The sequence below is a fragment of the Rhodococcus sp. YH3-3 genome, from assembly GCF_001653035.1.
Taxonomy (GTDB): Bacteria; Actinomycetota; Actinomycetes; order Mycobacteriales; family Mycobacteriaceae; genus Rhodococcus_F; species Rhodococcus_F qingshengii.
Genome location: NZ_BCWH01000001.1, coordinates 1202247 through 1222581, shown reverse-complemented (window position 1 = coordinate 1222581; position 20335 = coordinate 1202247). Strand labels below are relative to the sequence as shown.

Annotated in this window: 20 protein-coding genes; 10 read left to right on the top strand and 10 right to left on the bottom strand. The window is 62.0% G+C overall.

The genetic code is table 11. The features are described 5' to 3' along the window. Nucleotides 1-68 precede the first annotated feature (68 nt). The 3 genes from kstD (at nucleotide 69) to YH3_RS05730 (ending at nucleotide 4245) form a co-directional block, all read left to right on the top strand. Nucleotides 69-1793, top strand: a complete 1725-nt coding sequence (kstD, locus tag YH3_RS05740; RefSeq protein ID WP_007734077.1) for a 3-oxosteroid 1-dehydrogenase — start codon at nucleotides 69-71, stop codon at nucleotides 1791-1793. Further along, the gene (locus YH3_RS05735; RefSeq protein ID WP_003945880.1) at nucleotides 1783-2640 is read left to right on the top strand and encodes a MaoC/PaaZ C-terminal domain-containing protein; all 858 of its coding nucleotides are present in this window, start codon (nucleotides 1783-1785) and stop codon (nucleotides 2638-2640) included. The genes kstD and YH3_RS05735 overlap by 11 nt, the downstream gene beginning before the upstream one ends. A 69-nt stretch (nucleotides 2641-2709) precedes the next feature. Next, complete coding sequence (locus tag YH3_RS05730; protein WP_064443101.1) at nucleotides 2710-4245, top strand: cholesterol oxidase substrate-binding domain-containing protein; 1536 nt, start codon at nucleotides 2710-2712, stop codon at nucleotides 4243-4245. A 136-nt stretch (nucleotides 4246-4381) separates the two neighbouring features. Here the strand turns inward: YH3_RS05730 and YH3_RS35535 are convergent, their stop codons facing one another. Then, on the bottom strand, nucleotides 4382-4618 hold the full coding sequence (locus tag YH3_RS35535) for a hypothetical protein (RefSeq protein ID WP_007734072.1): 237 nt from the start codon (nucleotides 4616-4618) through the stop codon (nucleotides 4382-4384). Nucleotides 4619-5101: 483 nt separating this feature from the next. Here YH3_RS35535 and YH3_RS05725 point away from each other — a divergent pair, with 483 nt between their 5' ends. The 4 genes from YH3_RS05725 to YH3_RS05710 all read left to right on the top strand — a co-directional run bounded on the left by YH3_RS05725 (nucleotide 5102) and on the right by YH3_RS05710 (nucleotide 8639). Beyond that, nucleotides 5102-5389 carry a MerR family transcriptional regulator gene (locus YH3_RS05725; RefSeq protein ID WP_003945791.1) on the top strand — a complete coding sequence of 96 codons (288 nt, stop codon included), beginning with the start codon at nucleotides 5102-5104 and terminating at the stop codon, nucleotides 5387-5389. A 133-nt stretch (nucleotides 5390-5522) separates the two neighbouring features. Then, nucleotides 5523-6710 carry a serine hydrolase gene (locus YH3_RS05720; RefSeq protein WP_050794088.1) on the top strand — a complete coding sequence of 396 codons (1188 nt, stop codon included), beginning with the start codon at nucleotides 5523-5525 and terminating at the stop codon, nucleotides 6708-6710. Nucleotides 6711-6898: 188 nt separating this feature from the next. Next, nucleotides 6899-7708 carry a PE-PPE domain-containing protein gene (locus YH3_RS05715; protein ID WP_003945630.1) on the top strand — a complete coding sequence of 270 codons (810 nt, stop codon included), beginning with the start codon at nucleotides 6899-6901 and terminating at the stop codon, nucleotides 7706-7708. Nucleotides 7709-7790: 82 nt separating this feature from the next. Further along, nucleotides 7791-8639 (top strand): sterol desaturase family protein, encoded by an 849-nt coding sequence (locus tag YH3_RS05710; RefSeq protein WP_064443100.1) that lies wholly within the window; start codon nucleotides 7791-7793, stop codon nucleotides 8637-8639. Between the two features lie 18 nt (nucleotides 8640-8657). Here the strand turns inward: YH3_RS05710 and YH3_RS05705 are convergent, their stop codons facing one another. Beyond that, the gene (locus tag YH3_RS05705) at nucleotides 8658-9965 is read right to left on the bottom strand and encodes an FtsX-like permease family protein (RefSeq protein ID WP_064443099.1); all 1308 of its coding nucleotides are present in this window, start codon (nucleotides 9963-9965) and stop codon (nucleotides 8658-8660) included. Further along, on the bottom strand, nucleotides 9962-10807 hold the full coding sequence (locus YH3_RS05700; RefSeq protein ID WP_007734065.1) for an ABC transporter ATP-binding protein: 846 nt from the start codon (nucleotides 10805-10807) through the stop codon (nucleotides 9962-9964). The genes YH3_RS05705 and YH3_RS05700 overlap by 4 nt, the downstream gene beginning before the upstream one ends. On the opposite strand from YH3_RS05700, the gene YH3_RS05695 reads away from it, so the two are divergent. Then, complete coding sequence (locus YH3_RS05695) at nucleotides 10782-11531, top strand: AraC family transcriptional regulator (protein WP_042920562.1); 750 nt, start codon at nucleotides 10782-10784, stop codon at nucleotides 11529-11531. The two genes, YH3_RS05700 and YH3_RS05695, sit on opposite strands and share 26 nt — an antisense overlap. A 9-nt stretch (nucleotides 11532-11540) precedes the next feature. On the opposite strand, the gene zapE is transcribed toward YH3_RS05695, so the two are convergent. Continuing rightward, nucleotides 11541-12488: a cell division protein ZapE gene (gene zapE, locus YH3_RS05690; RefSeq protein WP_042920508.1), complete on the bottom strand. Its 948-nt coding sequence runs from the start codon at nucleotides 12486-12488 to the stop codon at nucleotides 11541-11543. Nucleotides 12489-12599: 111 nt separating this feature from the next. Between zapE and YH3_RS05685 the strand changes: the two genes are divergently transcribed. Then, nucleotides 12600-13166 (top strand): TetR/AcrR family transcriptional regulator, encoded by a 567-nt coding sequence (locus YH3_RS05685; RefSeq protein ID WP_064443098.1) that lies wholly within the window; start codon nucleotides 12600-12602, stop codon nucleotides 13164-13166. Nucleotides 13167-13176: 10 nt separating this feature from the next. On the opposite strand, the gene YH3_RS05680 is transcribed toward YH3_RS05685, so the two are convergent. Further along, the gene (locus YH3_RS05680) at nucleotides 13177-14337 is read right to left on the bottom strand and encodes a lipase family protein (protein WP_064443097.1); all 1161 of its coding nucleotides are present in this window, start codon (nucleotides 14335-14337) and stop codon (nucleotides 13177-13179) included. Between the two features lie 209 nt (nucleotides 14338-14546). On the opposite strand from YH3_RS05680, the gene YH3_RS05675 reads away from it, so the two are divergent. Further along, entirely contained in the window at nucleotides 14547-15341 is a 795-nt protein-coding gene (locus YH3_RS05675) for a putative protein N(5)-glutamine methyltransferase (protein WP_064443096.1), read from the top strand. Here YH3_RS05675 and YH3_RS05670 read toward each other — a convergent pair. From YH3_RS05670 to YH3_RS05650, 5 genes are all read right to left on the bottom strand, one after another. Further along, a complete protein-coding gene (locus YH3_RS05670; protein WP_007734052.1) occupies nucleotides 15332-15961 on the bottom strand; it encodes a TetR/AcrR family transcriptional regulator in 630 nt (209 codons plus the stop codon). The genes YH3_RS05675 and YH3_RS05670 overlap by 10 nt on opposite strands. Before the next feature lie 30 nt (nucleotides 15962-15991). Beyond that, entirely contained in the window at nucleotides 15992-16792 is an 801-nt protein-coding gene (locus tag YH3_RS05665) for an ABC transporter permease (RefSeq protein ID WP_003945537.1), read from the bottom strand. Beyond that, complete coding sequence (locus tag YH3_RS05660; RefSeq protein ID WP_003945489.1) at nucleotides 16789-17745, bottom strand: daunorubicin resistance protein DrrA family ABC transporter ATP-binding protein; 957 nt, start codon at nucleotides 17743-17745, stop codon at nucleotides 16789-16791. The genes YH3_RS05665 and YH3_RS05660 overlap by 4 nt, the downstream gene beginning before the upstream one ends. A gap of 239 nt (nucleotides 17746-17984) precedes the next feature. Next, nucleotides 17985-19445: an MFS transporter gene (locus YH3_RS05655; protein WP_064443095.1), complete on the bottom strand. Its 1461-nt coding sequence runs from the start codon at nucleotides 19443-19445 to the stop codon at nucleotides 17985-17987. Next, a complete protein-coding gene (locus YH3_RS05650) occupies nucleotides 19442-20290 on the bottom strand; it encodes a mycofactocin-coupled SDR family oxidoreductase (protein ID WP_003945658.1) in 849 nt (282 codons plus the stop codon). The genes YH3_RS05655 and YH3_RS05650 overlap by 4 nt, the downstream gene beginning before the upstream one ends. Between the last annotated feature and the right edge of the window lie 45 nt (nucleotides 20291-20335).

The window sequence follows — 20335 nt, the reverse complement described above, 5'->3', positions numbered from 1 at the left end:
AACGTCCGGAAATACTTCCTGGCAGAAAGCATGGACTGACACCCCCATCATTCTATAACGTGTTCTACATGAGCAAGCAGGAATACGACATCGTCGTCGTCGGCAGTGGTGCCGCAGGTATGACAGCGGCCTTGACCGCAGCCCACCAGGGCTTGAGTGTGGTCATCGTGGAGAAAGCCGCCCACTACGGCGGATCGACCGCCCGTTCCGGTGGTGGGGTCTGGATCCCCAACAACGAGGCACTTCAAGCGGACGGTGTCACCGATACACCGGAGGCCGCACGTTCCTACCTGCACAGCATCATCGGCGACGTTGTCGCTCCCGAACGCATCGACACCTATCTCGAGCGCGGTCCCGAGATGCTCTCGTTCGTGTTGAAGAACAGCCCGCTCGAGCTGCAGTGGGTTCCCGGCTACTCCGACTACTACCCGGAAGCACCCGGCGGACGCCTCGGTGGCCGCAGTGTCGAGCCCACCCCGTTCGACGGCAACAAGTTGGGCGCCGACCGCAAGAACCTCGAGCCCGACTACGTCAAGGCCCCCAAGAACTTCGTCATCACCCAGGCCGACTACAAGTGGCTCAACCTGCTGATGCGCAATCCTCGCGGACCCCTGCGCGCCATGAAGGTCGGCATGCGATTCCTCGCAGCGAAGGCCACCAAGAAGGATCTACTGGTTCGCGGCCAGGCACTGGTCGCCGGTATTCGACTCGGACTTCAGTCCGCCGGAGTACCCATCCTGCTGAACACCCCGCTGACCTCCCTGTACACCGAAGACGGCGCTGTTCGCGGCGTCAACGTCATCGTCGACGGCGAGGAGCAGGTCATCCGCGCTCGCCACGGAGTCGTGTTGGGATCCGGCGGATTCGAGCACAACAAGGAAATGCGTGAGAAGTACCAGCGCGCACCTATCGGCACCGAATGGACCGTCGGCGCGAAGGCAAACACCGGCGACGGTATCCGCGCAGGCCAAGAAGTGGGCGCTGCAGTCGATTTCATGGACGACGCCTGGTGGGGCCCGTCCATTCCGCTGACCGGCGGACCGTGGTTCGCTCTCTCCGAGCGCACCCTCCCGGGCTGCATGATGGTCAACATGTCGGGCAAGCGCTTCGGCAACGAGGCTGCTCCGTACGTCGAGGCGACCCATGCGATGTACGGCGGTGAGTACGGTCAGGGCGAGGGCCCCGGCGAGAACATCCCGACGTGGATGATTCTCGATCAGCGCTACCGCAACCGCTACACGTTTGCCGGTATCACTCCCCGCTCCCCCTTCCCCGGCCGCTGGCTCAAGGCCGGCATCGTGGTCAAGGCGGGAACCATCGCCGAATTGGCAGAGAAGACAGGGCTTCCCGTCGCATCGCTGACCGAAACCGTCGATCGGTTCAACGGCTTCGCGCGCAACGGCAAGGACGAGGACTTCGGACGCGGTGACAGTGGTTACGACGCGTACTACGGCGATCCCCGACTGAAGAACCCCAGCCTCGCCGAAATCAGCAAGGCTCCGTTCTACGCCATCAAGATGGTTCCGGGTGACCTCGGCACCAAGGGTGGTATCTGCACCGACGTCAACGGCCGAGCACTACGCGAAGACGGAAGCGTCATCGACGGCCTCTACGCGGCTGGCAACGCGAGCGCTCCGGTCATGGGCCACACCTACGCCGGACCAGGCGCGACCATCGGTCCCGCAATGACTTTCGGTTACTTGGCCGTACTCGACATCGTCGAGCGTGCGAAGAAGGCCGAGACAACCGAAGCACCTGCAGCTGAAAAGACGGCGGTCGACCATGCCAATTGATCCGAAGATCGCACTCGGCGCCGAGCTTGCGCCACAAGAGTTCTCGTGGACCCCGTCGGACGTGCAGCACTACCACTTGGCCCTGGGGGCAGGTGCTCGTCCGCTTGATCCGAACGAGCTTCGATACCTCGACGACGAAAAGCCTCAGGTACTACCCACCTTTGCCACCGTCGCCGCCAACTTCCACGCCACCGAAGCACCGAAGGTGTCGTTCCCCGGCGTCGAAATCGATCTGGCGAAGGTAGTCCACGGGAGCCAGGAAGTCACTGTCCATCAGCCGATCCCGGCAAGTGGAAGTGGCCGCACCACAACTCGAATCGCCGAGGTCTGGGACAAGGGCAAGGCCGCGGTGATCGTGCAGGAATCCGTCACGGTCGACGCCGAGGGCAACCCGCTGTGGACAGCTCGCTCGTCCATTTTCGCCCGCGGCGAGGGTGGTTTCGGGGGTGAACGTGGTCCGTCGGAGTCGATTACGCTTCCGGATCGCGAAGCAGATGAGACAGTGGTGACGCCTGTGCTTCCACAGCAGGCTTTGCTGTACCGGATGTGTGGTGATCGGAATCCGTTGCACTCGGATCCGCAATTCGCCTCCGCGGCAGGCTTTCCAGCGCCTATCCTGCATGGACTGTGTACTTACGGAATGGTCTGCAAGACCGCAGTGGATACCATGCTCGACGGCGACAGCAGTCGGGTAGCCGGATTTCGGGCCCGCTTTGCCGGGGTCGTATTTCCCGGCGAGAACTTGAGTATCCAGATCTGGAAAGACAATGGGCGACTCCTGATCTCAGCTTCTGTACTGGAGCGCGAAGCTCCTGCCCTGGCTGACGTAGTTCTCACTCTTGTCTGATACCAACCTGTCTGATACCCACCTGTTAGAACTCACCGTAGTTCTCGAACCCGATGGAGTAGCCCGAAGATGACGGCACAAGACGAAAAGTTCCGACTGTCCCGACGAGGTTTCATGGCCGCTGGAGCCGGCGCCGTGGCAGCGACCGCATTCGCCGGCTGGACGCCGGCCTACGCCGTCCCCGCCGGCTCTTCCGGCTCCGCGGGTGGTCCCGTGTCCACCCTCACACCGCCGCCTGCCTTCCCCGAAGGCATCGCGCTGTACCAGCAGGCATATCAGAACTGGTCCAAGGAGGTCACCGCAGGACCCGGCGCGACCCTCGACGCCATCACGACCGCACTGCAGGCACAGGGCCTCGGGTTCGCGAACCTGCCGGCGCCGGGTGTGTTGACCATTGCCGGCTGCCTCGCCGTCGACGCTCACGGCGCAGCTCTCCCCGCCGAAGGCGAAGCACACGTTCCCGGACAGACTTTCGGCTCACTCTCCAACCTCGTCACGTCCCTGACCGCAGTGGTCTGGAACGGCAGCGAGTACGCACTGAAGACGTATGCACGTAGCGACGCGGCGATCAAGCCGCTGCTGACTCACCTCGGACGCACCTTCCTCACCTCCGTCACCTTGCAGGCCGCCCCCAACTACCGCATGCGCTGCGTCAGCCACACCGACATCGGTTGGCAGGAACTCTTCGGCGCCCGCGGAGCGTCCGGACGCACCTTCGAGAAGTTCGTCCGCGAAAACGGTCGCGCAGAAGCAATCTGGTACCCCTTCACCGAACGCCCGTGGATGAAGGTGTGGTCACTTGCACCCACCAAGCCGCCGTTCTCGCGTGAGGTGACCGGACCGTACAACTACATCTTCTCCGACAACCTCCCGGAGCCGGTCACCGACATGATCGGCCAGATCAACTCCGGAAACCCGGGCATCGCACCGGCATTCGGGCAGATCATGTACGCCACCACCGTTGCCGGACTCGCCGCGACGTTCTCCAACGACCTGTGGGGATGGTCCAAGGACGTCCAGTTCTACATCCGGGCCACCACCCTGCGCCTGACCGAGGGCGGCGGAGCCGTCATCACCTCGCGCGCCAACATCGGCCAGGTCATCCACGACTTCACCCAGTGGTTCAACGGTCGCATGGAGTACTACCGCTCTATCGGACAGTTCCCCCTCAACGGCCCCGTCGAAATCCGTTGCTGCGGCCTCGATCAACCGTCGGATGTCGAGGTCGACTCGGCAGGCGCCCCCACCATCTCGGCCATGCGCCCGCGCCCCGACCATCCGGAATGGGACACCGCCATCTGGCTCAACGTCCTCGGCGTCCCCGGAACCCCCGGCATGTTCGCGTTCTACCGCGAAATGGAACAGTGGATGCGTAATCACTACAACAACAACGACGCCACCTTCCGCCCCGAGTGGTCCAAGGGCTGGGCGTTCGGCCCCGACAAGCCGTACACCGACACCCCGATCATCACCCAGGGCCTCCCCCAGACCTACCGCGACGGCGTCCCATCGAGCGACAACTGGGACACCGCCAACGCCGCATTCAACGCGTTGGATCCGCACAAGGTCTTCAGCAACACCTTCCTGGACCAGTTGCTGCCTTGAGGTTCAAGTACTGAGCGCACACTCTGACAACTCGACGGTCGTCGCCACTCCCTTTACTTTCGGGAGTGCGGCGGCCGTCGTGCGTTGCAGTGAGCGGGATGAAGGAGTCCCCCCGCATCCCGACGAGGCAGCTGCCTCAATCGCGATCAGGATGGATCGCCTCGTGCATACTTTCCACTGCCCTGGCGTGAGTTGAGAGCTCGGACCGAGCCGACCGAATCGTGGCGCTGTCGCTGCGTGCCCCCGGCTCGGACGACGACGAGTCCTCTCCGGGGTTCGGCGCGCCACCAGCTGGATGCTCGGAGGAGCCGGTGCGCTCTTCCCTCTCCGCGCGGGCGCGCAACAACGACTCGGACTTCGGGGTATTTCGCATCGGAGCATTGTCCCAGATCCATCTCCTATGACTCACATTGAGCGCTCTCACCCCCGGCGACCAGGCCGTTCCTGAATATCAACACCTGAATGTTCGCAACAAAATATCTACAGCGGTCAGGGTAGACATTCTCGCGAGGCTGTTGTATCTTTTTTCTCGTAGCAAGGAACGAGTCAAGAGATGCGGGAGAGATGAACTACCCGCAAGCAGTACCGCAGGGCAGGGACGTGCCGGGGCCGAATTCGTGTGTGAGTGTGTAGTCGGACCCGGCACCCCCCTTCAAAGCGGCTACCGGATGTCTTGTGCGAGTCCGGAAGTTCGAAAGAATGCAGTTATGTAAGTAAGTTCAACCCCATCCGGCCCCCGGCGCTCCTCGCGCCGGGGGCCCCGTCCGTTCAGCGAAAGAAGCGAGCCATTCCGGCAGATACACCACCGGGGGACCCCTCCGGCAGATTCGACGACGAGAACTATCCTGCGTACAGCATGGGACATGCGGCCGAGATCCTCGGTGTCAGGCAAGCTTTCCTTCGTAGCCTCGATGCCGCGAAACTACTTACCCCGCAACGCTCTGAGGGCGGACATCGCCGCTACTCCCGCTACCAGCTGCGCATCGCAGCCCGCGCGCACGAACTCGTAGCCAACGGCACGGCGCTCGACGCGGCTTGCCGCATCATCATCCTCGAAGACCAACTCACCGAAGCCCGTCGCATCAACGCCGAGCTTCAGCAAGCGCAGGACCTGCGAGAGGAACCGGACGCGGCACCCGAATGAGGACTGCACTGGAACAGCAGTTGCGCCTATACGGTCGATCTGACCCCTCCTCCTTCCAACTGCGGTAAATTCGGCCAATTGGGACATTGCTCGGCGTCGGTTGCTCGATTTCCACATCGAAGGGATCGCAGGCATGACTTCCTCCCACCACCGCGCTCGGGTGCGGCTGTCTGCTCTGTCGATCGCCTTGACCGTTGCCATTGCAACCGCTGCGTGCAGTTCCGACGATGACTCCGCAACAAACACGGGCAGCGCCTCTCCCAGCACCTCGAGCAGTCGGGAATCCACCGAGATCACGGACATCGTCCGCCGCCAAGTGGCCGACTTGGGCCTCAGTGCCGCTGTGTTCGGGGTGTGGCGAGGCGACGACGAAGTTGCTCTCGGCGCCGTCGGAGAGTCCCCTGTCGGAGTTCCGGCGACAACCGACATGCAGTTGCGCGTCGGCCAACCGATGGAACCGATGCTCTCGACAGTCCTGCTGCAACTCGACGAAGAGGGAACGCTTCCCCTCGATCAACCGATCGCGAAGTGGGAACCGAACTTTCCACGCGCAGACACCATCACTCCGCGAATGCTGGCCAACAGCACGTCGGGCATCTCCGACTACGTGACCGATCCACAGTTCCTCAAACTCTTCACGGACAACCCGATGAAGGGCTGGACTTCTCGAGAGATCCTGGATCTTGCCAACTCCCGCCCGCCGTTGTTCGAACCCGGCACCAGTTGGGCGTACGCGCACAGCGACCTGACGCTGCTCGGCGACGTCATGGAGAAAGCGACTGGAAAACCGCTGGGCGAACTACTTCAGCAGCGCGTCTTCGATCCACTCGGGATGGATCACAGCAGCGTTGTACTCACGTCGCAGATGGACGAACCGATCCTGCACGGTTACACCAATGAACGTGGAGTATTCGAAGACTCCACTTTCTGGAATCCGACGGCGTTCCTGCACAGCGGAAACATGAACGCGCCTGTCGCCGACGTCGGAAAGTGGGTGCGCGCACTGGGAACGGGAGAGTTACTATCCGACAAGGCTTTCGAGCAGCAGATGGCGCCGACGACTGCGGGCTTGGGAAGTATGACGGCGGACAAGTTCTTTTCCTTCGGGACCGGGCACCTCGACGGCTGGCTGGTGATGAACCCGTCGTACGGCGGTTACAACGGTCTCGCGCTCTACTACCCCGACTCGAAGACGACGATCGTCGTCTACGCCACACTCGGGCCGACAACCAACGCGGACCTCAACAACGCCGTGTCGATGGGGAAGGAGATCGGAACCCTCCTCGAGCCGGATCACCCGCCGCAGGTACCGACGCCGTGACGCCCCACACACGCTGGTAGTAAACAGCGCCGGTCGGCAACTTCCTGTTTACGCACGGATTACCTCCAGGACTTATCGCCCCATCACCATTCTCTTCAGTACCGAACGAAACGCGTCGGACCGCGGGTTGTCTCGCCAGTGAACGAGAACGTAGATAGATGGGGACAGGCCCGATGAGGAAATACGCGATGTCAGTGGCATGCACGGTTGCAGTCACAGCGGGGGTGACTCTTGTGATGTCGGTACCTGCCGGAGCGGACCCGAATGACGGTGGGTCGTGCCCGGCCGGTGCGGTATTCGCGGTCGGCGGAACGTGGGATCCGACGGGACAAACGACGCAACCCGTCACCGACCGCTACGTCGCCCAGGGTTACGCCTCCAAGCCGGTGACCTACCCCGCCAGCTTCTGGCCGCTCGGCGAACAGACGTACGACCAGAGCGTTGCCGCCGGCGCCCAGACGCTTCGCACCGAAGTCAACGCTTTCCACGCTCAGTGCCCGGGCAGCGAGATCGTCGTCACCGGATACTCACAGGGAGCACGGATTGCCGGCGACGTTCTCGGTGACATCGCACGTGACGGATCCATTCCCCAATCGCAAGTCGAAGGCGTCCTCTACGCCGACCCTCGCAACTCGGCCGGGGGCATCGAAACCGTAGTGCCCAATGTCGTTCCGGGAGCGACGATGTCCGGAGCACGCGGCGGATTCGGAGACATCGCAGTGCAGGAAGTCTGCATCGAGGGTGACGGCATCTGCAACATGCCCAAGCCGCGTGATGCGCCCGAGGTGTTCGTGGATTCGGTCTTCGGCTACTTCACGAAGCACAACACCTACACGCCGATGATGTCCGAGCCCGCTCCGCCTGCTCCCCCGGCGCTGCCGCAGACACCGTCGGTGCCACTGCAACCGGCTGACGTCGCCACTGCGATCGTGACACGGGTCGTCGAGAACATCACTCCGTATCTGAGCGCTGCACTCGCCACCGTGCTGACGAAGTAACGCGACACCGCTTGTTCGGCTGACTGAAAGTCGACCGATTCGTACAAGTCGAGGACCACCCGCGCCGTGCACCATCGAATACATGCTCACCTTCATCGTCAGATACGGGTACGTCCCGTTCATGCTCTTGGGAATCAACGGAGCCGCAATCGCGCTGGCGGCATCCGGCGCGCCGAAATGGTCACTGGTGGCATTGATTCTCGTCGCAGTGGTCTGCTCTTTCGCGGCCGAACGGACGCTTCCCTACGAATCTTCGTGGAATGCCCCCGGACCGGACAGGTTTCGCGACGCGGTCCATGCGTTTGTCAACGAATCTCTCATCCTGGTCAGCGTCGCGGTCATCCCGTTGATGGCAGCGGTGATTCCGTTCGACGGGCTGTGGCCGATCGGTCTTCCGTTTGTCGTTCAGGTCGTCTTCGCAGTGTTGGTTGCCGATTTCGGCATCACCGTCGTGCATTTGATCAGCCACAAGGTTGGATGGTTGTGGCGTTTCCACGCGGTTCATCACAGCCTCGAACGGTTCTACGGTATGAACGGACTGATGAAGCACCCCGTACATCAGACTTTCGAAACCGCCGGTGGCGTCCTGCCACTGATCCTCCTCGGGATGCCCGTTCCAGTTGCCTCGGCGCTCGCGGTTTGTGTCGCTGTCCAACTCCTGCTTCAGCATTCGAATGCCGACTACCGCATCGGCCCCCTGCGCCCGATACTCGCCCTCAACGCCGGCCACCGATTCCATCACCTGAAGTGGGCGGGAATCGGTGACGTCAATTTCGGTTTGTTCACTCTGATCTGGGATCACCTGTTCCGCACTTATTCTTTCGATCCGGAAAAGCGATTCAGCAGTGACGATCTCGGAATGGCGGCCAAGCCCGACTACCCGAACGACTACCTCGGCCAGTTGGCCGAACCGTTCCGGAGACAGAACTGACGGACGATCGGTGGAGATTCAGCCCGCGAGTACCCGTCGCATGACGGGCTTGGCTGCAAACGCACTGGCCAACACCAACGCGATCCCCACAGCCAGGGTGACGCCCAACTGAACCAGCGCCATCGGAGTGGTCAATACGGCTGCCCCTGCCAGCGGGAAGAGGAACAGCAGTGCAGCGCCGGCGCCGGCCAGTGCCATCACCACCACGGGAGTGCGAACGTGCCGCATGCGGGCGCTGTCCATCACCTCGACAGGTGTACCGGCCAGAGTCAGACTCCGATACAGCTCACGGTTGTCGAGGATCCCGGATACCTGGGTGAGCGCAGACGAGATTGCCGCCAAAGTGAATGTTGCTCCGAGAGTGAACAACACCCCGGTTCTCATGTCCGCGAACAGGAACTCCTGCCCTGGCTGCAAATCCTGCCCTTCCCCGTTGCCGATCGCGGCGAGGAGAGATGTGCCTGCGGCAACAAAGCTGGCCATCGTCACACCGCTGACCTTGCGCCACACAGCCTTCGGATTATCCAAGACCCGACGCGCCGCAATCAGCGAAGCACCGTCTTTGGCGCATTTGAGCATGATCCGTCCAAGCAGCGAAATGACGAACGGACCGACCAACGCAACAACGCCGAAGCAGAGACCAAGGCCCACCAGGATTGCCGCGATGCTTGCCGCGGAGCCCCCGAATGCACTCCATCCCACAAGAACCCCCACCCCAGCCACCGCGAAGATCATCTTCGGTGCGGCGCTGGGATTGCCCGCCGTGACGCCCAACGGGCTCACGAACACCTGGCGCATCCCGAGCATCGACGTCAAAGCAGCCAGGATGGTCATTCCGAATACGATGCCCACCAGCGGAAGTGCGCCTACCCAAAGCTCACTCCACTCGAATGTCCGACCTTGAAATCTCAAGAGAGCTACGAGCGGCAACGCGAGGAGGTATCCCACCACACCGATCAACGCACCGGCCAAGCCCTGGATACCCGATTCCGCAGCGCACAGCGCAACGATCTGGCGAGGGGTGGATCCGATGAGTCGCAGCGAGGCAAGTCGTTCGTCGCGACGGCGCGCGCCCAAGCGGGCCGCCGCCAGACCGAGAGTGACGGCTGGAACGATCATCAACACCGAAGCAACCCCTGCGAGCGCTAGGTACGCCTCGGCTTCGGGTTCGCTCGATCTGCCCGCAAATGCACCGTAGCCGCCGAGCACCGTCAGCAACAACGTCGTCGAGGCGGCAAATGCGGACACTGGGAGCGCGAAGGTACTCAAGGCCTTTCGGCCTTCACCTCGCACCGTCATCAATGCAACGCGCGCTGTGGCCTTCATGCCGCCACCTGTGTCCCGACGAGCGAACCGGCCTGCATCATCATCGTGCGATCACACCACCGAGCGACTTCGGCATCGTGAGTGACGACGACCAACGCAGAACCGATCTGTTGAGCCGAATCACGCAACACCCTCATCACTTCCCAACTCGTCTGCGCGTCGAGGGCACCGGTCGGCTCGTCTGCGAAGAGAACGGCGGGTTTGGTCACCAACGCTCGCGCAATCGCCACACGTTGCGACTGCCCACCCGACATCTGACCCGGGCGACGGTCCTGCAGCCCGTCCAGTCCCAATGGCGCGAAGAAGCCGTGCGCCGTCCGCTTGGCTTCGGCGATGGACAACCCGTTGAGCACCAAGGGCAAAGCGACGTTCTCGATCGCCGGAAGCTCCGGCAACAGTTGGCCCGATTGAAAAACGAATCCGTACGACTCGCGTCGGAGGCGGCTGCGGTCGTTCTCACCGAGGTTCTCGATATGCCTGCCGCTCAGCAGGATTGCTCCCGAGTCGGGCTTGACGATTCCTGACATGCAATGCAGCAGAGTCGACTTGCCCGACCCTGAAGGACCCATGATGGCCGTAGCAGTACCGGCGCGCACTTCCAGCGATACACCTCGGAGCACTGGAACGTCGCCGTACGACTTGCCCAGCGCGTGGACCGACAGGACTGCGGGTGCTTGTGCGTTGTTCATGATTCCACCTTCTCGTGAACCCCTCGCCAGCACATCGGCCCAGCGCACGATCTTCGAACCGAGTGCGGTCCTACCGGAGGATGACCGGACCCCGAGCTCTGTCAGGGTCGTCACTATGATTTCCGACATGACCTGGTCCGGCGCCGTCCACATGGAGCCCGGAATTCTCATGTTCACCGGCGCAGTGGGATCCGCGCACATGCATTCGCACGCCGCTGTTCAGATCATGATCATCGACGACGGGGACGTCACGGTCACGGACGGGGACGGCCACAGTGAAGTCGTGCGGTCCGTGGTCATTCCATCCGGGGCGGTCCACGCGTTGTCCGCCTCCGAGGGTGCGCGGGGACGGGCGATTTACATTGACTCCACCACCGGGATGGGTCTGCGCATCAGGCCACCGGAGCCGGGCCGCGGTGGTGTGGCCGACTGGTCGGACCGTGGGCAGACCGCAGTAGCGATGACGGACCGCGGCGCTGATTCGGATCTGGAATACGCAGCGAGGCTGATCGATTCACTGTCCGAAAGTAGACAGCCGTCGAGCGTACGCGCTCTTCACCCGGCGCTCGAGCATGCCCTGACGCTACTTCACGAGCGACTTTCAGGGCCGATAACGCTGACGGACACCGCCGCGCTGGTCTCCATCTCACCTGGCCGATTGGGAAGAATCTTCAACGATCAACTGCAGATGAGCTTTTCGACCTACATTCGTTGGTTGCGGCTACGACGTGCCATGGAAGTGATGAGCAGTGGCGCAACCCTGACAACCAGTGCACACGAGGCCGGTTTCACCGACAGCGCCCATCTCAACCGGATCTGCCACAGTATGTTCGGGCTCACGCCCAGCGCCGCGACCGGCGGCCTCACCTGGAATTGACGCTACTCCTCAACTGATGCTGCCCGCCGCCGACCTCGCCAGTAGCGACAGACGACTGTAGAGGCGCGCCAACCCCGGCACGTCCCGGAGGCTGCCTGCCACTTCTTCGACGTAGGCGTCGGCGTAGATCGTCAGCCGCGCATCGACGTCATAGAGAACATCGACGACATTCGCGAAACGGCGAAGGGCAAATTCCGACGCCTGGGCGAGCACCGGCACTCCGAAGATCACCCAGTCGTCGAAGCGTGCGGCGAGCGCGAGATAATCGGCAGCCGCGGTCGAACCAGCGCACAGCACCTCGAAATCGAACCAGACGACACCGTCTCGAATCGCCGAGCACTCCAATGTGCGTGTGCCTATCGTCAATTCGACACTTTCGCCCGAAGGCCGCGTAATTCCCGAGCCGAGGAGGAATTCCCCTGTCGCAAATCGGTAGTCCCCGGCACCTGGCTGTCCTGCCGTCCGATAGTCGACGGAGCCACCCAACTCGATCACCTCGAGAGTCCGCTCCATCAACTCGATCGACGGAACGAACTGCTCGTGAAAAAGCGGATTGGGAAGAAGATCGGTCGGCGGAACATTGGACGTGACGACAACAGTCACGCCTTTCGCGACGATTGTGTCGAGAACCCTTGCCATGAACATGGCGTCGGCGACGTCGTCGAGGTGGAACTCGTCGAAACAGAGCACACGGATTCCATCGACGACGTGATCCAGTGCCACGCCCATCGAGCCGAGTTCATGCGCCCGAGAGTGCAGATCTGCAAAGAACCGATGAAAGTGAATGCGCCGCTTGCCGACCGGGAGCCCGTCGTAGAACTCGTCCATGAGCATCGTCTTCCCGCGGCCGACGCTACCCCAGAGATAGATCCCACCCCCGACCTCACCGCCCGAGATCCGGGCCTGCAGTGCGTCGAGGGCTTCGCGTGCCGCCAACTGCTCTTCGTCCAGTAGCATAAGACTCCTCTACGTCTGTAGAGTCGAGGCTAGTGATCGAAGGCAAATCGAGTCAATGTGACCCTCACGACGCACCATCTGCAGCATGCAACATCGACAACAAGGAACGACATGAAGCCTGATCGCAGAGCCCTCATCGCGGCATCCGCCGTCACGATCATCGCCGAGCAGGGCCCGCGTGCACTCACCCATCGGGCGGTTGATCAGTCCCTGGAACTTCCTGCCGGTTCGACGTCGTACTATTTCCGCACTCGCGAGGCACTACTCGAAGCAACCGCATTGCACATCGTGCACCGGTCACGTTCGATATTCGACGAACTCCGCGAGAGGCCCAGCGATCCTGCTGCCCTGACGGCCGAGTATCTCGATGATCTTCTTTCGCACCGCAGACACGAATTGATCGCGAGATATGCACTGCTCTTGGAAACTCCCCGAGATTCGGCATTGCCCCAACTCCTCGAAGACAGCCTGTTTTCACGGGAGAAGGCAAGGCCTGTCTTCGACATCATTGGCGTTGACGATCCTGACGTCGCCGCCGAAAATTTTCTGAGCCTTCTGGAGGGCTTGATCTTCGACTACTGCCTCGGAGCGCGTAGCCGAGATCCCCGCTCCTCCGAAACCGTTCGGCAACTTCGGATCCCGATCGACATCTATCTGCGCGGAGTTGGTGCCGCCTGAAAGATGTTGGTCAGCAGAGGCTTCCGGTGCAGGGCCGTTGACCAGAGAACAGTGCCGCGACAAACGGGGTGCTGTCTGGAACCGAAGCCGGAACGGTTCCCAGATGATCAGTGGGATAGGTATGGAATGCAAAGTCGACACCGTTGGCAGTAAGGTCGGCCGCGAACTTCAGTGTCAGCGGTGCCGGAACATCGATGTCCGACAACCCCTGACCGATGAAGAACGGGCGGTCGTATCCTGCGGTCGGCACAGTGAGCAGGTCACGCGCAGCCTCCATGAATACTGGATTGTCCAGCGACTTCGTCAGCACCTGCCCGAGTGTGACGGTTCCGTACTTCGTGCGCGCCTCGGTGTAGCACATGTTGTTCTCGACGTCATCGAGGATGGTCTTGCCGAGCGGGGTCAGATACGAGTCGATGTCGATATCCGGCCGCGAAGCACGCAGTCCGTCAAGAACGTTCGCGATGTAGACCGTCGTACCCTTGAGCGGAAGCGCCGGAAAAGCCGGACCACCGAGCGGTAGAAGATTCTCGATGTTCGAGGGGACGCCAGTGGCGACAGCGCCGCGGTAGTCCAACTCCGGCGCGTAAGCAGTGGCAAGCGAAGCGGTGAACATAGTCGCCTGCCCGCCCTGCGACTGCCCCATCGCAACCCATGCGCTCGACAGGTCGTCGTCGACCGCACGAGCGGCACGCACCATGTCCACAACGCTGTGTGCAGCGGAACGACCGTCGAGATACGGGTGAACACCGGGTGTTCCGAGCCCCACGTAGTCGGTGGTCACGACCGCGTATCCCTGCTCCAGCCAGTGACCCAGATGCGTCGCGGTCCGTTCGAGTGGAACACTGCTGCTCGGCGCACACTGATCCGCGACACCCACCGTCCCGTGCGCGTAGGAGATGATCGGCCAACCACCCTCGGGCGGAGCTCCCTCTGGGCGAAACACCACACCGGTACTCGTCATCGGCGCATCCTTCGGGCCCGTCGACCAGTACGTCACCTTCGTTGCGCTCACGGCACCCGGGATCACCCGGTCGGGACCGAGCAACTCCTGACTCACGACAGCACCCGGAGCATCGTTCGGTTCCGCTCCGGCCGGCGCCGCAACTGTCAACGCCACCAACGCACTCGCACTCAGTCCGACGAGCGTCCTACACAGTCGCTTACTCACGTACTTCTCCTACCGATTGCGGTGACGATGCATATGTGGTGATCGGCCCCACATCAGCTGATCGAGTTCAGACCATAGAACAGCCTTACCATTTGGTCAACCTAAATTCCCGCTCCGCATCTACCGTCGTGACACGCCTGCTCGGGTAGGGTGGCGGTGTTCGATACGTGCAGGTCCCCCGCGAGATCAGGAGGCCGAAAGGCTCTCTCATGTCAGCACCTGATCTCCCGACCTTCCCTGCTTCGCAGCAGAAGTCGGTGGCCGCGATCCTCCGAGCAGCAGGTTGCGTCTTCGCCGAAGACGAGGCTCGCCTACTTCTTCACACCGCACGCTCTCGCGATGAACTCGACGCGATGGTCGACCGACGAGTTGCCGGCGAACCACTCGAGCCCGTCCTCGGATGGGCCGAGTTCTGCGGCTTGCGCATTCACATCGACTCCGGAGTCTTCGTCCCACGCCGGCGCACCGAGTTCCTCGCCCGGCAGGCCTGCTCACTTGTCACCACAGGAAGCGTCGTCGTCGACATGTGTTGCGGCTCAGGAGCTGTCGGTGTTGTCCTGCAGTCGACGCTCGACGCCGTCGATTTGTACGCGGTAGACGTGGAACCGGCCGCAGTGCGGTGCGCTCGCCGAAACATCACACCGCCCGAGCGTGTACTCGAAGGCGATTTATTCGAACCACTGCCGACGAAATTACTCGGTCGCGTGGATGTCGTCGTCGCCAATGCACCTTACGTCCCCACCGAATCGATCAGGCTGATGCCGCCCGAAGCCCGTCTTCACGAACCGCTGGTCTCGTTGGACGGCGGTACCGACGGACTGGACCTGCAGCGTCGCATCATCGCGGACGCCGCGCCGTGGCTACGACCGGGTGGCTGTCTTCTCGTCGAGACAAGTACGGAGCAGGTCGAAATGACTGTTGAAACATTCACTCGGGGAGGGTTTCTCACTCGGGTGGCAACCTACAGCGAGACCGCGTCGACCGTGGTGATCGGTCAGCGTTGAAGGCGATCGGATCCTGGCGTGGACCACTCCCGAGCGCGGGCGGCAAAGCCGTCGACAAAAAGCCCGAACGCGCGATCGACGCGGGCCCGGTCCCCGGTGGCCAGAAGATCCATCGACAGACCCCGCATTTGCGAGAGCAACAGAGTAGCGACAGAGGCAACATCGTCCTCGGGGCAACCCGCTTGTCGTAGACCGGCTTCCAGTGCCTCGATCCAATCGCCCACAAAACGGTCCAGGAACCGTCCGTAGCGGTCGCGGTCGCCGAGCGCGAGGGCGTAGATCTCGACCATCACCCGGAACCGCGGCAGGACCTCCGGCGTCGTACGTTCGGTCCACCACGCAGTCAGCACTGTCGCCGGATCGACCCCCGGTTTCATCGGCACCGCAATCGGAATGGACTCACCACGCATGTTCTCGATGACCTCGGAGAGCAGATTCTCCTTGCTCTCGAAATGGTTGAGCAACGACGCATGCGACACACCCACGGCCTTGGCGAGCTGCCTCACCGTCAATTCCCCGACACCGTTGTCGATGACGTAGCGGGTCAGCGCGTCGAGCAACTCCTCACGTCGCCCGGCGTATCTCAGGCTGCGTTTGTCGATGCGTTCGGGCTCCGGCACATATCCACCCTACCGGCCGGAATCACCAGGTCAGCGGCTGACTGCCTTCTGATACCGACGAATAGCGAACGGCACGAAGACGATCAGCAAACCGAAAGTCCACAACAACGACGCGATGACCGGATTCTGCAATGGCCACGCATCCGGAACCGTCATCGCAGGATTGGTATTGCCGAACAATTCACGCACCGCCTGAGTCACCGCCGACACCGGATTCCATTCGGCGATCACTTTGAGCGGGCCGGGAAGATTGGTGGTCTCGACAAAAGTGTTCGCGATGAACGACAGCGGAAAGATGACGATGAAGCTCGCGTTGTTGAATACCTCCGGTGTCCGGATCCAAAGCCCGACAACAGCCATGACCCACGACAACGCGTACGCGAAGAACAGAAGCAGCGCATAACCCGCCACCGCTTCGAGGAAACTGGAGTGAATCCGCCACCCGACCAGAAGACCGGTCAACGACATGACCACCAAACTGATGACGTTGATCAACACGTCACTCGATGTTCGGCCGGTCAGCACGGCAGACGGAGCCATGGGCAGCGATCGAAATCTGTCGATGATTCCTTTCTGAATGTCTTCGACCATCCCCAAACCAGTCCAGGTAGCACCGAATATGACCGTCTGCGTGAAGATTCCGGCGATCAGGAATTCTCGATACGACGTGCCCGGGACGGAGATCGCACTGCCGAACACATACGCGAACAAGAGCACGAACATGATCGGCGACAAAGTGGTGAACACCAGCAGATCCGGAACGCGCTTGATCTTGATCAAGTTTCGCCTGGCGATGGTCAAACCGTCTTCGAGCGCCATCTGCACGGTCATTTCTGATCCTCCAGTTCAGCCTGGTGCCCGGTCAGTGTGAGGAAGACATCGTCGAGAGTGGGTCTGCGCAAGCCGACGTCGAATACGCGGATGCCTCGTGCCGACAGAAGATTCAGCGCCGCGACCAACGCGTCGGTGCCGTCGTCGACAGGAACGGTGACGCGACGGACATTCTCTTGAACCTGAATGTCCCCCACGGCAAGCGAGCGCAATTCCTCGCGGACGATGTCGAGATGCTCGACCTCGTGCACACTCAGTTCAATGCGCTCACCCCCGACCCGCGCCTTCAACTGATCTGCAGTACCGCGCGCAATGACCGAGCCGCGGTCGATGACGGCGATCTGGTCGGCCAACCTCTCGGCTTCCTCCATGTATTGCGTCGTGAGCAACAGCGTGGTCCCCTGAGCCACCAACCCTTCGATGACGTCCCAGAGACCGAGTCGCGCCCGAGGATCGAGGCCGGTGGTCGGCTCGTCGAGAAACAACACCTGTGGCCGAGCAACCAATGCGCCGGCGAGATCGAGACGTCGCCGCATTCCACCGGAATAGCCCTTGACCGGCCGATCTCCAGCCTCGACGAGATCGAACTGCTCGAGCAATTCACGCGCTCGGGCCTTACTGCTTCGGGCGCCGAGGTGATACAGCCGCCCGACCATGTCCAGATTCTCGTAGCCCGTCAGGTACTCGTCGACCGCGGCGTACTGACCCGAAGCACCGATCTTGGATCGCAACGCCCGCGCATCCTCGACCACGTCCAGCCCGGCAACCTTGGCGCGTCCACCGTCGGGAATGAGCAGCGTCGTGAATATCCTTACCGCAGTGGTTTTTCCGGCGCCGTTGGGGCCCAACAGAGCCATCACCGAACCCTCGCGCACTTCCAGGTCGATGCCGTCCAATGCCGTGACGTCGCCGTACTTCTTGACCAGCCCCTCGGCCACAATCGCTTCGGTCATGAGCCCTCCCGCATCGGTAATCCGTCGGTAGTCCGTTCCCCAGTGTGACCCAGGAGGCCGACACATTCCAGGATTTTTCACGCAACAGTCCGAAACGCTGCACCACAGAACAGACCACCACCCCCCGGATTGCCAGAAACATCACCTCCCAGGGTCACCTAGGATCTCCCGGTCTCGGGTACCTGGTTGATTCCAGTCGAAGATAACGGTGACGACGAAGATCGGGTGCGTCCGTCGACTCACCCGATCTTCGTTGCGCCATCGGTTTCGGCTGCAATTGGTAACTCGGGCAGCGATACCGCCCCCGTCCGCTCCACCTTCACTGCCAACGTCACAGCGGCGGCCAGTGCTGATACGCCCGCTCCGATCCAGTACAAAACCGCGAACGAATGCAGGGTCGGCACAGCGCTCGCACCGATCACCACCGTTGAACTGGCCAATACCGCTGCCGCAACGGCGCTTCCGGTGGAGGTACCGACCGAACGGAGCAGGCTGTTGAATCCGTTGGCCGAGGCAGTCTGATGGATCGGCGCAGATTCGGTGATCAGAGTCGGCATGGCTGCCAGGGAAAATGCCACACCGGCCGATACCACGGCAGCGCCGATCACGATATTGACCAGCGTCGGCGTCAACAGCACACGCAAGACGTATCCGATTGCGATGACGATCGCTCCTGAGGCCAACGTGGCCTTCGCTCCCCATCGCCTCGTCACCTTCGACGACACCGGCGCCAATCCGATCATCAGGACTCCGCCCGGCATCATCGCCAGTCCGGCTTCGGCAGCCGAGAGTCCGAGACCGTCCGCCGACGCCAGGGGCAACTGAAGTTCCTGCGTTGCCGCCAACGCGCTGATGAACATGGCAAAACCGAGTAATACTGCGCAGACGTTCGAAACCAGAATCGGAGCGCGAAGGGAAGTCCGCAGATCGACCAGCGGTGCCGGCGTGTGCAGTTCCCACGGAATCCATCCACAGAGCAAGACCACGCCGGACGCGATCAGAACCAGAACCTCGGGGCTTGCCCAGCCCCATTCGGTTCCTTTCGAAACGGCCAGCAGCAGTGCAGTCATAGCGAGCGTGAGGACTGTGGCTCCCAGAAAGTCGAAGCGTCCGCGACTCTTCACAGCCGATTCCGGCACCACCAGAGGCAAGACGACTATCAGTACGACCCCGAATCCACCGGTGACCCAGAAAAGCGCGGGTAGCCCCCAGTGCGCCGAGATCACCCCCGCCATCGGCATACCGAACATGCCGCCGATCCCCAACGTCGCACTCATGAGAGCTACTGCACCACTGAGCTTTTCCGGAGGAAGGACATCGCGCATGATGCTGATTCCGACGGGCAGAAGTGCCGTCGCGAACCCCTGCAACGAGCGTCCGAGGATCAGTAACCAGAAACTCTGGCTGAGCGCCGCAACCATGCAGCCGACGATCATCACGGCAAGGCAGACGAGCATCATCGCGCGCTTTCCGAACATGTCGGCGAGTCTGCCGATGAGAGGGGTCGCGACGGCACCGGTCAGCAATGTCGAGGTCACCAGCCACGAAGCGGTGGCCGACGATACTCCCGATGCCGTCGCGAACTCGGGCAGCACCGGCACCACCAAGGTCTGTTGCAGCGCGACCACCACGCCGCTCAGACTCAGGACGCCGACGACCCACCCGGTCCGCGCTTTCGCGCGAACGGTCTTGTCCGTCAAGCGTTCGAGCGAGCGGCGACTCCGGCGTCGACAGGAACCACGATGCCACTCATGTGGGCACTCGCGTCGGCGGCGAGGAACAGGACTACTCGCGTGATCTCGAAGGGATCCAGCCAACCGACCGGCTGCGCATGCAGAGTCGCGTACACGGGTTCGACGTCGTCTGCCGTCGGCGATTCGAGGTCAGGCCGCATCATCGCGTACATCATGTCGTTGTGAATCATCGGCGTCGAGATGTTCCCCGGTGCAATAGCATTCACGGTCACACCCGAGTTTGCCAGTTCGAGCGACACACTCTTCGTCAAACCGATGACGCCCCATTTGGAGGCGCCGTACGCCGCCATCTGGGTGCCACCAGATCGACCCATCATCGAGGAAATCGTGATGATGCGACCGTAACCACGTTCCGCCATTCCACCTGACACGGCCGCAACGGTGTTGAACACACCGGTCAGGTTCGACGAGATGACTTCGTTCCACTGTGCCGACGTCATCGACGTGATCGGAGCGGGCACGGACACACCGGCATTCGCGACGGCGATGTCGACACGGCCGAACTCGGCTTCAGCGCGGGCAACGAGCGCGTCCATTGCGTCGCGATCAGCAGTGTCTGCCTTGACGGCAATGCAGCGACGACCGGTGGCTTCCACCAAACGAACGGTTTCCTTCAGATCCTCCTCGTTTGCGAGGGGATAGGCGACGACATCACTGTTCTCGCACCGGTCGCAGATCACGATGTCCGCGCCACGCTCCGCGAATGCGACAGCGTGGGCGCGCCCCTGACCGCGTGCGGCGCCGGTGATCAGTGCAACTTTTCCTTCGAAGCTGCCTTCGAGGCTGTTCATGCCGTCTCCTAGTTCGTCGTATGCAAGCGTGCGCTGTACTGCATG

Coding starts and splice junctions, on each gene's coding strand:
- YH3_RS05725 (WP_003945791.1), top strand. CDS start 5,102: ATGGGACATGCGGCCGAGATCCTCGGTGTCAGGCAAGCTTTCCTTCGT.
- YH3_RS05715 (WP_003945630.1), top strand. CDS start 6,899: ATGTCAGTGGCATGCACGGTTGCAGTCACAGCGGGGGTGACTCTTGTG.
- YH3_RS05665 (WP_003945537.1), bottom strand. CDS start 16,792: ATGACCGTGCAGATGGCGCTCGAAGACGGTTTGACCATCGCCAGGCGA.
- YH3_RS05675 (WP_064443096.1), top strand. CDS start 14,547: ATGTCAGCACCTGATCTCCCGACCTTCCCTGCTTCGCAGCAGAAGTCG.
- YH3_RS35535 (WP_007734072.1), bottom strand. CDS start 4,618: ATGCGAAATACCCCGAAGTCCGAGTCGTTGTTGCGCGCCCGCGCGGAG.
- YH3_RS05735 (WP_003945880.1), top strand. CDS start 1,783: ATGCCAATTGATCCGAAGATCGCACTCGGCGCCGAGCTTGCGCCACAA.
- YH3_RS05695 (WP_042920562.1), top strand. CDS start 10,782: ATGACCTGGTCCGGCGCCGTCCACATGGAGCCCGGAATTCTCATGTTC.
- zapE (WP_042920508.1), bottom strand. CDS start 12,488: ATGCTACTGGACGAAGAGCAGTTGGCGGCACGCGAAGCCCTCGACGCA.
- YH3_RS05710 (WP_064443100.1), top strand. CDS start 7,791: ATGCTCACCTTCATCGTCAGATACGGGTACGTCCCGTTCATGCTCTTG.
- YH3_RS05700 (WP_007734065.1), bottom strand. CDS start 10,807: ATGTGGACGGCGCCGGACCAGGTCATGTCGGAAATCATAGTGACGACC.
- YH3_RS05730 (WP_064443101.1), top strand. CDS start 2,710: ATGACGGCACAAGACGAAAAGTTCCGACTGTCCCGACGAGGTTTCATG.
- YH3_RS05685 (WP_064443098.1), top strand. CDS start 12,600: ATGAAGCCTGATCGCAGAGCCCTCATCGCGGCATCCGCCGTCACGATC.
- YH3_RS05705 (WP_064443099.1), bottom strand. CDS start 9,965: ATGAAGGCCACAGCGCGCGTTGCATTGATGACGGTGCGAGGTGAAGGC.
- YH3_RS05650 (WP_003945658.1), bottom strand. CDS start 20,290: ATGAACAGCCTCGAAGGCAGCTTCGAAGGAAAAGTTGCACTGATCACC.
- YH3_RS05720 (WP_050794088.1), top strand. CDS start 5,523: ATGACTTCCTCCCACCACCGCGCTCGGGTGCGGCTGTCTGCTCTGTCG.
- kstD (WP_007734077.1), top strand. CDS start 69: ATGAGCAAGCAGGAATACGACATCGTCGTCGTCGGCAGTGGTGCCGCA.
- YH3_RS05660 (WP_003945489.1), bottom strand. CDS start 17,745: ATGACCGAAGCGATTGTGGCCGAGGGGCTGGTCAAGAAGTACGGCGAC.